This is a genomic window from Maritimibacter dapengensis (assembly GCF_019218265.1).
Lineage (GTDB): Bacteria > Pseudomonadota > Alphaproteobacteria > Rhodobacterales > Rhodobacteraceae > Maritimibacter > Maritimibacter dapengensis.
On record NZ_JAHUZE010000002.1, the window covers coordinates 268955 to 283129 of the forward strand.

Here is a 14175-nt window from a genome sequence, read left to right on the forward strand (position 1 = left end):
GGCCCCCGCGCGTGACGCGGAGGCCGGGAGGGTCAGGTGCCCGACTTGATCTTGGTCCAGAGCCGGGTCACGTCACGCTGCACCCGCTGCGGATAGGGCGTGGTGGTGAAGAGGTTGTTCAACGCCTCTTCGCTCGGATAGATCGCCGGATCGTCGATCACGTCCTCGACAAGGAATTCCTGCGAGGCTTTGTTGCCGTTGGCGTAATAGACGTAGTTCGACGCCTGGGCCATGTTCTCGGCATCCATGATGAAGTTCAGGAAAACATGTGCGCCTTCGGGGTTCGGGGCGTCGACAGGAATGGCCATCTGATCGAACCACATCTGTGCGCCTTCCGAGGGCGCATTATAGGCGATCTCGACGCCGTTTTCGGCCTCGGCCGCACGGTCGCGGGCCTGAAGGATGTCGCCGGACCAACCCACGGCCACGCAGATGTCGCCATTCGCCAGCGCGTCAATGTATTCGGACGAGTGGAATTTCTGGATGTAGGGGCGGATCGGCATGAACACCTCTTCCGCCTTGGCGATCACGTCCGGGTCATGGCTGTCCGGATCCTCACCGATGTAATTCAGTGCGGCCGGGATCATTTCGGCCGGCGCGTCGAGGAAGTGGACGCCACATTCGGCGAGTTTCTCCATGTTCGCCGGATCGAAAACCAGGTCCCAGCTGTCGAGCGGCGCGTCCTCTCCGAGGATTTCCGTCACCTTGCCGACATTCGCGCCGATCCCGGTGGTGCCCCACATGTAATTGATCGCGTATTCCCCGCCCGGATCGTACTTGTCGGTGCGGTCCGAGATCACGTCCCACATGTTGTCGATATTGGGAAGCTGCGACTTGTCGAGCTTCTGAAACGCGCCGGCGGAAATCTGGCGCTGCAGGAAGGTGCCGGTCGGCACGACCACGTCGTATCCCGAGCCGCCCGCGAGCATCTTTGTCTCGAGCACTTCGTTCGAATCGAAGACGTCGTAGACCAGCTCCAGCCCGGTCTCTTCTTCGAATTTCGTCAGCAGGTCCTCGTCGATATAATCCGACCAGTTGTACACACGCACTTCCTGTGCGTGCGCCATACCGGCGGCGAGGGCGAGGGTGGCGGTCATGGTGACCCAGGTGGTTCTCATGGAAGTCTCCCTTGTTGGCGCATTGGCCATTTCCAGCTTTTTGATCAAAATGGTCGCTTGACCCTTGCCCGGTCAAGCCCGATGGGATTTGATCATCGGAAAGGAGATTATCGGTGTTTTTTTCAGTTGCAATGGATAACCGGCGGCGAGGTGGGGAAACACCGTGAATGCGCCGGGGCGGAAACTGCCGGCGCATGAACGCGCGTATCGCACATTGCGCGACATGATTTTACATGGCGAGCTGGCGCCGGGGCAGCCGGTGACGATCCAGGGGCTCGTCGAAGATCTCGGCCTGGGCATGACCCCTGTGCGAGAGGCGATCCGGCGGTTGACCAGCCGTGGCGCGCTCGAGTTCAAGGGTAACCGCCGGGTCAGCGTGCCCGAGATGGACGCCGAGACCTATGGCGAGTTGGCCTACGTGCGGCTCTCGGTCGAGCCTGAATTGGCGCGACGTGCTGTCAAGTATCTGGAAGAACATGATATTCTTGAGCTCGAGGCTCTGGATGCGCAGGTCGACGAGGCGATCGACCGGGGGGATGTGCGCGGCTATCTCGAAGCCAACAGGCTGTTTCATACGCGTCTCTACGAGGCGTCTGGAGCTGACGTTCTCATGGCAATTTCCGAGATGCTTTGGCTGCGTTCCGGCCCTTCGCTTCGGGTGATGCTGGGCCGGGCCGGGACCGCGAACCTGCCCGACAAACACCGCGAGGCTCTGGCTTCGATGCGGGCCGGTGACGCTGACGCCGTGGCCGAGGCCATTCGCGGCGATATCGAGCAGGGAATCCGTCAGGTCACCGCGTCGCTCGACGCGGGTGAAGTGCGCTGAAACCGGGCGATGGGCGCGTTGACAGCGCAAGATTTGATCATATTGTGACCGAACTTTCCCTGACCGGTCGGAGGACGCGATGAACAAGATCACGAATCACCTGGCGACGGCGGAGCTTCAGGCGCTCGACGCGGCGCATCACATGCATCCGTTCACAGCCAATGCCGAACTCGCCAAGAAAGGCGCGCGTATCATTACGCAGGCCGACGGTGTCACGTTGACCGACAGCGAGGGCGAGAAAATCCTCGACGCGATGGCCGGGCTGTGGTGCGTGAACATCGGCTACGGGCGCGACGAACTGGCCGAAGTCGCCGCGCGCCAGATGAAGGAACTGCCCTATTACAACACGTTCTTCATGTCGTCGCATGTGCCTGCCATCGCGCTGGCCGACAAGCTGGCCGAACTGGCGCCGGGGGATCTGAACCACGTCTTCTTCGCCTCCGGCGGGTCCGAGGCGAACGACACGAACATTCGGTTGGTGCGCCGCTACTGGGACCTCATGGGCAAGCCCGGCAAGAAGACCATCATCAGCCGCAAGAACGCTTATCACGGCACGTCGATCGGGGCGGCGAGCCTTGGCGGGATGCAGGGGATGCATGCGCAGGGTGGCATGCCAATCCCCGACATCGTGCATATCGGTCAGCCGTATTGGTATCTCGAAGGCGGCGACATGAGCCCCGAGGACTTCGGCCTCATGCGCGCACGGGAGCTGGAAGCGAAAATCGACGAACTTGGCGAGGACAAGGTCGCGGCCTTCATTGCAGAACCGATCCAGGGGGCGGGTGGCGTCATCATCCCGCCCGAGAGCTACTGGCCGGAAGTGAGCCGTATCTGCGCCGAGCGCGATATCCTTTTGATCGTGGACGAGGTCATCACCGGTTTCGGACGCACCGGCGAATGGTTCGGAACAGAATATTATGGGCTGAAACCCGATATCATGACGGTCGCCAAGGGGCTTTCGTCGGGCTATGCGCCGATTGGCGGGTCGCTCGTGTCCGACCGCGTGGCCGAGGTTATCGGACGGGAGGAGTTCACCCACGGCTACACCTATTCCGGGCATCCGGTGGCCGCCGCCGTGGCGCTCGAAAACCTGCGGATCCTGGAAGAGGAGAAGATCGTCGACCATGTGAAGAACGAGGCCGCGCCATATCTCGCCGAGAAATGGCACCAACTGGCCGATCACCCGTTCGTGGGCGAGACGACCATTGTCGGCATGATGGCGAGTCTCGCGCTAACCGCAGACAAGAGCGTGCGCAAGCCGTTCAAAGCCTCGCCCGGAACAGTCGGCTTCATGACGCGGGAGAGGTGCTTCGGAAACAACCTTATCATGCGCCATGTCGCGGACCGCATGATCGTCGCGCCGCCGCTCGTGATGACGAGATCGGACATCGACACGCTTTTTGAGCGCGCGGTGAAGTCGCTCGATCAGGCGTATGAGGATGTGAAGGACGCCGGGCTGATGGAAACCGCGGACTGACGTCCGGCGCATTGCCATGACGCTCGATATCCTTACCGCCAACGATCGGCCGGGGCAGTATCCGCCGTCCTATTATGCCGCTTCCACCACGCCGCTCGCCCCTCTGCCGCCTGCCGAGGGCCAGATGCGGGCGGACGTGGTCGTCATCGGGGGTGGCTATACCGGGTTATCGGCGGCGCTCCACATGGCGCAGGCGGGTTTGGACGTGACTGTGCTCGAAGCCAACCGGGTCGGGTTCGGTGCGTCCGGTCGTAATGGCGGGCAGGTGGGCACCGGGCAACGGCTGGATCAGGACGATCTCGAAGCGATGCTGGGCAAGCCGCGCGCGCGGGCGTTGTGGGACCTCGCCGGGGAGGCAGTCGATCTGACCAAAAGCCTTGCCGCGACCCATGCGCCGGATGCGGGTTTCACGCCTGGTGTCATTCATGCCGATCACCGGGCGCGGGACGTGGCGCATAGCCACGCTTATGTTCGAAAACTGCAAGAGGACTACGGCCACACGGGCATTTCCGCGCTTGACCGCGACGAATTGCGTGCGCTTTGTGCAAGCGATGCCTACCACGGCGGAACGCTCGACATGGTGGCTGGACACTTGCATCCGCTCGCCTATGCGCTTGGCCTAGCCCGCGCGGCACAGGCCGCCGGGGCACGGATTTGCGAGCAGTCGCGGGTCACGAAGGTTGCCGACGGCAAACGAAACATCGTCGAGACGGATCAGGCGCGGATCTCGGCGGGGCACGTGCTCTGGGCCGCGAACGGCTATCTCGGACATGCGGAGCGGCAGGTGGCGGAACGGGTCATGCCGATCAACAATTTCATCGTGGCGACCGAGCCGCTGGGCGATCTTGCGCAGGATCTTCTGCCGGGAAACCACGCGGTCGCCGACAGCAAGTTCGTCATCAACTATTTCCGGCTCAGCCAGGACGGGCGGATGCTCTTCGGGGGCGGCGAAAGCTATGGCTATCGGTTCCCGCGCGACATCGCCGCAAAGGCGCGCGGGCCGATGGTCGAGATTTTCCCGCAATTGCGCGAGGCGAAAATCGACTACGCCTGGGGCGGAACGCTTGGGATCACCCTCAATCGTATGCCCCATTTCGCGCGGCTGCGCGGCCATGTCCTGTCAGCGTCTGGGTTTTCCGGTCATGGCGTGGCGCTCGCAACGCTGGCGGGCAAGCTGGCGGCGGAGGCGGTCGCAGGGCAGGCGGGGCGCTTCGACCTGATGGCGGATGTGCCGACCTCGAGATTTCCGGGCGGTGTTGCCTTGCGTCACCCGCTTTTGGTCGCGGGAATGCTCTGGTTCGCCTTGCGCGACAAGCTCTGACATTGCGCCCGCCGGGGCCGGTCGCGCAGGTGAGGGGGCCAGCCCCCTCACGCTCCCCCGAAGTATTTCCGGAACAATGAAGGGATCAGCTCTTGCGCAGGCGGCGCAGGCCGAAGAGCAGGACTGCAATGAGGCCGACGGCGAAGTAGTCGATCAAGGGGATCCGTGCGACCTCCTCGAGTCGTCCCCAGCCGCGCGTGGAATAGACCGCGAGCGTCGCGGCGATGGCGGTCAGCGCGATGATCCAGCGGGCGGGGCGGGAGAGCCCGAGCCCGTGCATTTGCGTTATCACCACGAGGGCGAGGAAACCGAAAGCGAACATCGGCCAGAAATCCTGCCCTGCGACGAGCGCGACGATGACGCCGTGGACGAGCACCGAGGCTTCGAGTGCGAAGGTCCACCAGCGGTTCGTGTGAACGCGGGTGAAGATGAAAGACGCCTGGATGAACAGCAGGAAGGTGTAGAGAAAGCCCGCGATATGGCCCCATGTCACCTCCATCGGATGATACCAATAGGTGAAGGTCACGGCCCAGGCGAAGTAATAGCCATGTGAGCGGATCAGCATGGGACGGAGCGCGGCGAACCACCCTTTGCCGGCGCCGAAAAAGAGCCCGCGTCGGGGCGCTTCCATCAGGAGCACCACCACGAGCAGCAGGATGACGGAACCCTGGCTGGTCATCACCGGCAGGTCCTGGGCCAGACCATCGTAAAACAGTGCCGTTTGCAGCCCGTGGAGCAGCGCGAAAAACGCGGTGCCCCCGAGTGCCACCCAATTGAGCGGGTGCATCGTGGTCCGGTCGCGCAGTTTCTCGCGGTTGGTTTGTGCCCACCAGATCAGTCCCCAGAGGAAGAGCTGATGGGCGATGTAGCCGCCCCAAGCGGTCGCGCGGCTCGAGACATCGGGGTCCGGGCGTTTCCAAAGGTACCAGTTGTAGCCCTGATCGGGGGGAAACTGCACGCCCGATATCCAAGGAGCCAATCCAAGGATCGCCACGCTCGCAACCAGAGCGAAGAGCACGGAGAGGGCGAAGGGGAGGACAAGGGCGCGGGGCATGAAGAGTGGCCTGACACTTTGATGCGGATACGCGGTGTGCCGTGCGCCGGATCACCGCTTTGGGAGCAGTTTATGCGCTTCGTCCCGTTCTTGCACAAAAACCGTGCAGTTGCATACGGGCGTTCCGGATAACCCGTGTGTGTTTGCACCTTTGGCGTGCGCTGCCTACAAGGTGGGGACAGACGCGCGGGACAGGACCTGCTCCGCGACAGGACGGTTGCGGCGGCCGGGACGAAGGCGCGATGAACTACGACAAGATCGACAAGAAGGCCCGCAAGGTCATGGAGACCAACGACCGGGGTCTCTACACGGTGCCCACCAAGGGGCTCTATCCCTATCAATGGAACTGGGACAGCGCCTTTGCCGCCTGGGGGTTTTCGTCTTTCGACCCCAAGCGTGCCTGGGCGGAACTCGAGACGCTGTTTCAGGGGCAATGGGACACGGGCATGGTGCCCCACATCGTCTTTCACAAACAATCCTACGGATATTTTCCCGGCCCGGACGTATGGGACATTCCGCGTGTGCCCCACACATCGGGCATCAGCCAGCCACCCATCGCGGCCACCATGGCGCGCTCGGTCTATGAGGCCGACAAGCATTACGGCCGCGTGCATATGGAGCTTCTGTTCGGGCGGCTGGTAAGCTGGCACCGCTGGTGGATGCGCAACCGGGTCGAGGACGGGATGGTCGCGATCACCCATCCGTGGGAGAGCGGGCGGGACAATGCGCTTGATTGGGATGCGGCACTCGCCGGCGTGGATACCTCGCAGGTGTGCGAATATCACCGATCCGATACCGACCACGTCGACCCGTCGATGCGTCCGAGCCAACTCGACTACGATCGCTACGTGGCCCTTGTGCAATTGGCGCGCGAGTCCAATTGGGACGAGAAGACCATTGCGGAAAAAAGCCCGTTCCGGGTGGCGGACGTTGGCATGACGTTCATGTTCCTGCGCGCCTGTCGCGATCTGCTGTCGATTGCCGCCGAATTCGATCAGGGCACGGATGAGATCGAGGGCTGGATCCAGACGCTCAAACAAGGCGTGAAGTCACATTGGAACGAGGCGCGGGGGTTTTACGACAGCGTGAACCTGCGCACGGGCGCGTTTACGAATACGCTGAGTTCCGCGTCGTTTCTGAACTGGTACGCCGGTATTCGCGACGACCGGCAGTTGAAGCACCTGCATCGGATTCTGGACCAGGTGCGATATGGAATCCCCTCGCTCGACCCCGAAGATCCTCATTTCGACAAGCTGCGGTATTGGCGCGGGCCGGTCTGGGGCATGATGAACGCCCTGATCGGGATCGGTTTGGCAGAGACCGGGCATACGGTTCTGGCCGAACGGTTGCGCAAGGACACACAGGAATTGATCGCAGAGCACGGGTTCTACGAGTATTTCTGCCCGGTCGACGGGGCCTCGGCGGGAGGTGGTGCCTTCACCTGGACGGCGGCGATCTGGCTGACCTGGGCGTCTCCGCATGCCAAGGGCCGCTTCTGAGCCGTTAAACCAATCTTCACGGTGAGGTGAGAGAACGACTCTGATGGGCGCTTCGGCGCCGGGCAATCAGGGCGAGCCTATGCGGTTTCTGAACAATCTGAGCATCGCGCGGAAAATGCCGATTATCATGGTGTTTCTCGTGGTCATTTCGGCCGTCGTCTCTGGCGTTTTGTCGGCGACAAAGCAGCGCGTGGAAATGATCCACCACGCCGAAGCCGCGCTTCAGGCCGCGTCGGACGCGCGGATACACGAGCTTGAATCCACCGTAGTGCGTGCAGCCGCTGACCTCATGACGACAGCCGGGTCTGAAACGACGGCCAAGTTTCTCGCCGGATTTTCGCAAGGGTTCAATGTGTTGGGCGCAGCTGCGCAGGCGCGGCTGCGGGACGCCTACGTGGACAAGAACCCGCATGAGAATCGCGCGGATCTGGTCGAGACCGACGCTTCTGGGCTTTGGGCATATGCGGGACCGCACAAGGGGTTCCATCCGATTGCCCGCAACCTTGTCGACGCCTTCGGATATCACGATCTTCTGTTGGTCGATCTGGACGGCAACGTCGTTTATTCTGTCGGCAAGGGAAACACCTTCGCCACGAACCTTGCGGAGGGGGTTTATGCGGCCGGTCCACTTGGTCAGCTCTTCGCGCAGATGCGAGACCTTGGGACAGACGCGCGGGGCCGTGTCGCGAGTGTCCCGTTCCAGCCATTCCCCGCTGACGCGGGCGTCCCGGCGACTTTCATTGGAACGGGTGTCGCCGGCCGTGATGGGAAATTGGCCGGTTTCGCGGTCCTTCGCCTGCGTCCGACACTGCTCGACGACATCGTCAATCGGTACTCAGGACTTGGAGAGAGCGGTGTCGCCTATCTCGTCGGACCGGACCGCAACGCCCTTACGGACTCCCGGTTCGAAACCGATTTCAAAGCCTTTGACCGGCTGCCGGATTTGCCACAGATCGCGGCGGCGCTCGACGGGGCAGGTGGGTCGGAGTTCGGCATCGGACGCGCGGGCCAGGACGCGCTGATCAACTACCGCCCGTTCAACGTGGCGGGCCTCGACTGGGCGATGATCGTCGAGCAGGACAAAGCCGAGATCCTCGCCTCTGTGGCGGAGCTCAATCGTAGCATGGTCGTCCAGCAGGGGCTCGTCATCCTCGGCGTGTCGCTGTTTGCATTCCTGTTTTCCTCCAGCCTCGCCAATCCGCTCAAACGCGTTGCGGAAAAGATGAAGGACATTGCCGAAGGTCAGTATGACACTGAGGTGCCGGACACTCGCCGCACCGATGAGATCGGTCAGATCGCCCGGCGACTGGAGGAATTTCGCGTTGCCCTGATTGATTCCAAGCGTATGCATTTCGAAGGAAACTTCAGGGGTGCGGCTTTTGCCAACAGCAGATCCGCCATCATGATGTCGGATCGCGAGCACAAGATCCTTCACGTGAACACGGCGCTCGTGGATATACTCGAGCGCTACGAAACGGCTTTCAACGAACATGTTGCGTCGTTCGAGGCGTCGAAGATCGTGGGACGGTCCATGCATGACTTCCATCCCCCTGCCATCCGCGATCGGGTCGAGAAGATCCTGAGCGATCCTGCAAACCTCCCGTTCTCGACCGACATCGGTTTTGGCGACGTGCGTATGGCACTCGATATTTCCGCGGTCTTTGACGAAAACGATACTCATATCGGATATGCGACCGAGTGGCGCGACGTGACCGAAGGCTACATGAACAACGCGCTCCTGAGCGCGATGGACGCGAACCAGGTGAAGGCCGAGTTCGGGCCTGATGGTACGTTCCTGCGCGGCAACCAGATGTTCGAAGACACGATGCGGACCGGCACGGGTGGCACCGGGCGCATCGGGGCCCTTCAGAGCTTGTCTCCGGACATCGCGAACACGTTCGATCGCGTTGTCGGCGGCGATGCGGTGTTCGGCCGCTTTGAAATCCCGCGCGATGACGGATCTTCCGCAATGATCGACGGATCTCTTGCGCCGGTCACGGATGCCGGTGGACGCCTGTTGCGGATTGCCCTGATCGGCAATGATGTCACCGAGGCGACCGCGGCGATGCGGGCGAGCGAGGTCGAGCGGATGGACATGCAAGAGAACCAGCGAAAGGTCGTAGAAGGATTGCGCCGTGGTTTGGAGAGCCTTGCGGAAGGCAATCTGACGATGCGGATCGAAGAGGCGTTTTCCGAGGATTACGAGCAGCTTCGTGCGGATTTCAACCTGGCTGCGGACAAGTTGCTGGATGCCATGCGCGGGGTGATCGAGAACGCCGAACTGATCACCGGGGAAGCGTCCGAGATTTCCAACGCCGCCGACGATCTTTCGGCCCGCACCGAGAAACAGGCCGCGACGTTAGAGGAAACCGCGTCGGCGCTGGATCAGCTGACCTCGTCGGTCAGTTCCGCCGCGGACGGTGCGGCCCATGCCCGCGAGATCGTAGAAAATGCGCGCACCGATGCCGAAGCCTCGGGCAAGGTCGTGCGCGAAGCGGTCGAGGCGATGGGTGAGATCGAGGCGAGCTCGACCCAAATCTCGAAGATCACCGGCGTGATCGACGACATCGCCTTCCAGACGAACCTGCTGGCGCTCAATGCCGGGGTCGAGGCGGCGCGGGCCGGCGAGGCGGGGCGCGGTTTCGCGGTTGTGGCCTCGGAAGTGCGGGCGCTGGCCCAGCGGTCCTCGGACGCGGCGCGAGAGATCAACGAACTGATCGCGGCATCCGGCGGGCAGGTGAAACGAGGGGTCGAGCTCGTCGGGCAAACCGGCACGGCGCTCAAGGGTATCGTCGACGCGGTCACCGAGATATCGCGCAATGTCGCGGAGATCGCGGAAAGCGCCCGCGAGCAGAGTTCGGGGCTCGGTGAGATCAACGCAGCCGTGAACCAGCTCGACCAGGTCACACAGCAGAACGCAGCGATGTTCGAGGAAACCACGGCCGCAAGCCACGCTCTCACACGCGAGGCCGAGAGTCTGGCCATCACGATGGCCCGGTTCGATACCGGCAAGGCCGGCCCTGCGACACGGTCTGCCGTCTTGCATGGTTTGGCGATGTCGCCGTCATCCTCGCACGGGATGAAAACATCGATTCCGACCAACCCCGCGAATGCCACGCAATCCCCGGCACCGTCCGTCGACGCATTCGAAGACGATGGTTGGGACGAGTTCTGAACATGGAAAGGCTGGGCATTTCGGCCCCGTCCGACGTGACTTCCGTTTGACATCCATGCCACATCACCTCCTTATCCCCGGGATCGCAATGAGGGTGGTATGGCCGACGCGCTTTGGGAATTCTGGATCGACCGGGGCGGGACCTTTACGGATATCGTCGCGAAAAGCCCCGCCGGCGACCTGAAGACGCACAAGTTGTTGTCGGAGAACCCCGACCGCTACCGCGACGCCGCCGTTCAGGGCATTCGGGACCTGATGGGTCTCGCCCCGGACGCTCCGTTTCCCAAGCATTCAATCGCCGCGGTAAAAATGGGCACGACGGTCGCGACGAATGCCCTGCTCGAGCGGAAAGGCGACGCGACGGGGCTTGTCGTGACCAAGGGCTTTCGCGACCTTCTCGAGATCGGATACCAGGCGCGGCCGGACCTTTTCGCGCTCGATATCCGCAAACCCTCGCCCCTTCACTGCGCTGTCATCGAAGCACAGGAAAGGCTCACCGCCAGCGGCGAGATCCACCGCGCACTTGACGAGGAAATGTTGCGTGAGGACCTGCGCCGTTTGTACGAAACCGGCGTGACGGGTGTCGCGATCGCATTTCTGCACGCCCATGTCTCACCCGTGCACGAGCTCCGCGCGGCAGACATCGCCCGCGCGGTCGGGTTTTCTCAAGTGTCGGTCAGTCATGAGGTTTCCCGGCTTCCCAAGATCGTGTCGCGCGCGGACACGACGGTGGTCGACGCCTATCTCTCGCCAATCCTCGCGCGATACGTCGAGCAGGTGGCGGACGCGCTATCGGTCGGTCAGACCTGTGAACGGCTCCTGTTCATGCAGTCGAACGGGGGCCTCGCTGATGCCCGCCATTTCAAAGGTCGCGATGCGATCCTTTCGGGTCCCGCCGGCGGCATCGTCGGTATGGCGCGAACTGCGGAACAGGCGGGGCATGACCGGCTGATCGGGTTCGACATGGGGGGAACCTCGACGGACGTGAGCCACTACGCCGGCGCATTCGAACGCACCTTCGAGACCGAGACCGCCGGCGTGCGGCTTCGTGTGCCGATGATGGACATTCACACCGTCGCGGCGGGCGGCGGGTCGATCCTTTCCTTTCGGGATGGACGGTTTCAGGTCGGCCCGGAAAGCGCAGGTGCCGATCCGGGACCGGCCGCCTATCGTCGTGGAGGGCCGCTCACCGTCACGGATGCCAACGTGATGCTGGGCCGGCTCACTCCCGAACATTTCCCGCAGCTCTTCGGACCCGACGGCGACGCGCCTCTCGACAGAGCCATCGTCCACGAGAAATTCGCGACGCTTGCCGCGGACATCGCGGCCACGACCGGGCAGCCAAAGATGTCGTCGGAAGAGGTCGCGGAGGGGTTCCTGCAAATCGCGGTCGACAACATGGCGAATGCGATCAAGAAAATATCGGTCGAACGCGGGCACGACGTGACCGGTTACACGCTCCAATGCTTCGGCGGCGCGGGCGGGCAACACGCTTGCCGGGTCGCCGAATCGCTTGGCATTTCGCGTGTATTTCTGCACCCCTTCGCGGGCGTGCTTTCGGCCTACGGCATGGGACTTGCCGATATTCGCGCCATGCGCGAGGCGCAGATCTCCGCCCCGATCGACGCGCTCGACGAGGTGGCGGAGACCTGCGCGAGGTTGGCACGAGACGCGCGCGAAGAAACCCTTGCGCAAGGTGCGACCGAGGTCGACGTGATCAGCCGCGTTCACATGAAATACGACGGTGCGCATCAGGCGCTTCCGGTCCTGCTCGGCAGCCGGGACGAAATGCTGAACGCGTTCGAGGCCGCGCATTCGAAACGGTTCGGGTTCACCTCGCCCGAACGACCGGTGCTGATCGACATGGTGGACATCGAGGCGGTCGGGTCGAGCGGCTCCAAGCCCACTGCGCGCGCACCTGAAGGTCCGGCGCGCGTATTGGGACAAGTTCCGATCTGGGTCGACGGCGCCGTGCGCGACGTGGATGTGCTGGACCGCGACAGCTTGCCTGCGGGCACACGCTGCGACGGGCCGGCGATCATACGGGAGACGACGGGCACCACTATCGTCGAGCCGGGTTGGCAGGCTGAGGTCGACGATACCGGGAACCTCATCCTGACCCGAACGGCGCGAGGCTCCCGCCCTGATGTCGGCAGCGCAGACGAAGCCGATCCGGTCATGTTGGAAGTGTTCAACAACCTATTCATGTCGGTCGCGGACCAAATGGGGGCCACGCTGGCAAATACGTCCTGGAGCGTGAATATCAAGGAAAGGCTCGATTTCTCCTGCGCGATTTTCGACGCCGCAGGTGATCTGGTTGCGAACGCCCCGCATGTGCCCGTCCACCTCGGGTCCATGTCGGCCGCGATCAGGACAGTGATCGCGCAGGTCGGCGAAGATGTGTCGCCGGGTGATGCCTATATGCTGAACTCGCCGTTCAACGGGGGGACGCATCTGCCCGATGTCACGGTCGTCACGCCTGTGTTTGTCGATGGCCGCGCCGCTTTCTGGCTGGGCTCGCGCGGGCATCACGCGGATATCGGCGGGCGCACGCCGGGATCGGGGCCGCCGGATTCGACGCGCATCGACGAGGAAGGTGTCGTTATCGATTTGGTCCAACTCGTCTCGGAAGGGCGATTCCTCGAGGAGCGGGCACGGGAGATTCTGGCGAGCGGGCCGTATCCCGCGCGTCAGCCGGACCAGAATATCGCGGATCTGAAGGCCCAGGTCGCAGCAAACGAGACCGGGCGACAGGAACTTGGCAAGGTGGTGAACACATATGGCGCCGACGTGGTGCGGGCCTATATGGGGCACGTGCAGGACAACGCCGAGGAGAGCGTGCGGCGTGTTATCGACGGGCTGGACGATGGCGCGTTCCGCTATTCCATGGACGACGGTAGCGAGATCGTCGTTTCACTGCGCGTGGATCGGGCGACCCGCCGCGCGGTTGTGGATTTTTCCGGCACATCAGGTCAGCACAAAAACAACTACAACGCACCGTTATCCATCTCCCGCGCCGTCGTTCTTTATGTTTTTCGAACATTGGTGGGTCGTGACATCCCGCTGAACGAGGGGTGCCTCAAGCCACTCGAGATCATCGTGCCGGATGGCTGCATGTTGAACCCGCGCCCACCCGCCGCGGTCATCGCGGGCAATACCGAGGTGAGCCAGGCGGCCTGCAACGCGCTTATGGGCGCACTGGGCGTCATGGCCGCATCGCAGGGCACCATGAACAATTTCATCTGGGGCAACGCGCATTTCCAAAATTACGAAACGATTGCAGGCGGCACAGGGGCCGGGCCGGATTTCGACGGCGCAGACGCTGTGCAGAGCCATATGACCAATACGCGGCTGACGGACCCGGAAATCCTGGAAGAGCGGTTTCCGGTCCGGCTGGAGCAATTCGAAATACGCGAAGGTTCGGGGGGAGACGGAGCGTCGAAGGGCGGGAATGGCGCTATCCGGCGACTTCGTTTCCTCGAACCTGTCACTGTCACGACGTTGTCGAGCCATCGCAAGGTCCCTCCGTTCGGGATGAACGGCGGCAGTGACGGTGCGGTTGGTGAGAATTGGGCGGAAATGCCGGATGGCCAGCGCATTCGGCTCGACGGAAATGATGAAATCGAGCTTCCCGAAGATGCCGTCTTCGAGATGCGGACACCGGGAGGCGGCGGCTGGGGGCGGGCCTAGGGTTTTCCGTACGTG

At 62.7% G+C, this 14175-nt stretch carries 8 protein-coding genes; 6 read left to right on the forward strand and 2 right to left on the reverse strand.

What is annotated here, in order from left to right; translation table 11 throughout:
* Positions 1 to 32 precede the first annotated feature (32 nt).
* Positions 33 to 1118: a polyamine ABC transporter substrate-binding protein gene (locus KJP28_RS07645; protein ID WP_218391974.1), complete on the reverse strand. Its 1086-nt coding sequence runs from the start codon at positions 1116 to 1118 to the stop codon at positions 33 to 35.
* Positions 1119 to 1281: 163 nt separating this feature from the next.
* Between KJP28_RS07645 and KJP28_RS07650 the strand changes: the two genes are divergently transcribed.
* The 3 genes from KJP28_RS07650 (at position 1282) to KJP28_RS07660 (ending at position 4742) form a co-directional block, all read left to right on the forward strand.
* Positions 1282 to 1944: a GntR family transcriptional regulator gene (locus KJP28_RS07650; protein WP_218391975.1), complete on the forward strand. Its 663-nt coding sequence runs from the start codon at positions 1282 to 1284 to the stop codon at positions 1942 to 1944.
* A gap of 79 nt (positions 1945 to 2023) precedes the next feature.
* Positions 2024 to 3421, forward strand: a complete 1398-nt coding sequence (locus KJP28_RS07655; protein WP_218391976.1) for an aspartate aminotransferase family protein — start codon at positions 2024 to 2026, stop codon at positions 3419 to 3421.
* 16 nt (positions 3422 to 3437) lie between these two features.
* The gene (locus KJP28_RS07660; RefSeq protein WP_218391977.1) at positions 3438 to 4742 is read left to right on the forward strand and encodes an NAD(P)/FAD-dependent oxidoreductase; all 1305 of its coding nucleotides are present in this window, start codon (positions 3438 to 3440) and stop codon (positions 4740 to 4742) included.
* Between the two features lie 85 nt (positions 4743 to 4827).
* On the opposite strand, the gene KJP28_RS07665 is transcribed toward KJP28_RS07660, so the two are convergent.
* Positions 4828 to 5796, reverse strand: a complete 969-nt coding sequence (locus KJP28_RS07665) for a hypothetical protein (protein WP_218391978.1) — start codon at positions 5794 to 5796, stop codon at positions 4828 to 4830.
* Between the two features lie 242 nt (positions 5797 to 6038).
* Here KJP28_RS07665 and KJP28_RS07670 point away from each other — a divergent pair, with 242 nt between their 5' ends.
* From KJP28_RS07670 to KJP28_RS07680, 3 genes are all read left to right on the forward strand, one after another.
* A complete protein-coding gene (locus tag KJP28_RS07670) occupies positions 6039 to 7295 on the forward strand; it encodes an MGH1-like glycoside hydrolase domain-containing protein (protein ID WP_218391979.1) in 1257 nt (418 codons plus the stop codon).
* A gap of 79 nt (positions 7296 to 7374) precedes the next feature.
* Complete coding sequence (locus KJP28_RS07675) at positions 7375 to 10470, forward strand: methyl-accepting chemotaxis protein (protein WP_218391980.1); 3096 nt, start codon at positions 7375 to 7377, stop codon at positions 10468 to 10470.
* Positions 10471 to 10569: 99 nt separating this feature from the next.
* Positions 10570 to 14160 (forward strand): hydantoinase B/oxoprolinase family protein, encoded by a 3591-nt coding sequence (locus tag KJP28_RS07680; protein ID WP_218391981.1) that lies wholly within the window; start codon positions 10570 to 10572, stop codon positions 14158 to 14160.
* The last annotated feature ends 15 nt before the right edge of the window (positions 14161 to 14175 follow it).

Coding starts and splice junctions, on each gene's coding strand:
- KJP28_RS07645 (WP_218391974.1), bottom strand. CDS start 1,118: ATGAGAACCACCTGGGTCACCATGACCGCCACCCTCGCCCTCGCCGCC.
- KJP28_RS07655 (WP_218391976.1), top strand. CDS start 2,024: ATGAACAAGATCACGAATCACCTGGCGACGGCGGAGCTTCAGGCGCTC.
- KJP28_RS07660 (WP_218391977.1), top strand. CDS start 3,438: ATGACGCTCGATATCCTTACCGCCAACGATCGGCCGGGGCAGTATCCG.
- KJP28_RS07665 (WP_218391978.1), bottom strand. CDS start 5,796: ATGCCCCGCGCCCTTGTCCTCCCCTTCGCCCTCTCCGTGCTCTTCGCT.
- KJP28_RS07670 (WP_218391979.1), top strand. CDS start 6,039: ATGAACTACGACAAGATCGACAAGAAGGCCCGCAAGGTCATGGAGACC.
- KJP28_RS07675 (WP_218391980.1), top strand. CDS start 7,375: ATGCGGTTTCTGAACAATCTGAGCATCGCGCGGAAAATGCCGATTATC.
- KJP28_RS07680 (WP_218391981.1), top strand. CDS start 10,570: ATGGCCGACGCGCTTTGGGAATTCTGGATCGACCGGGGCGGGACCTTT.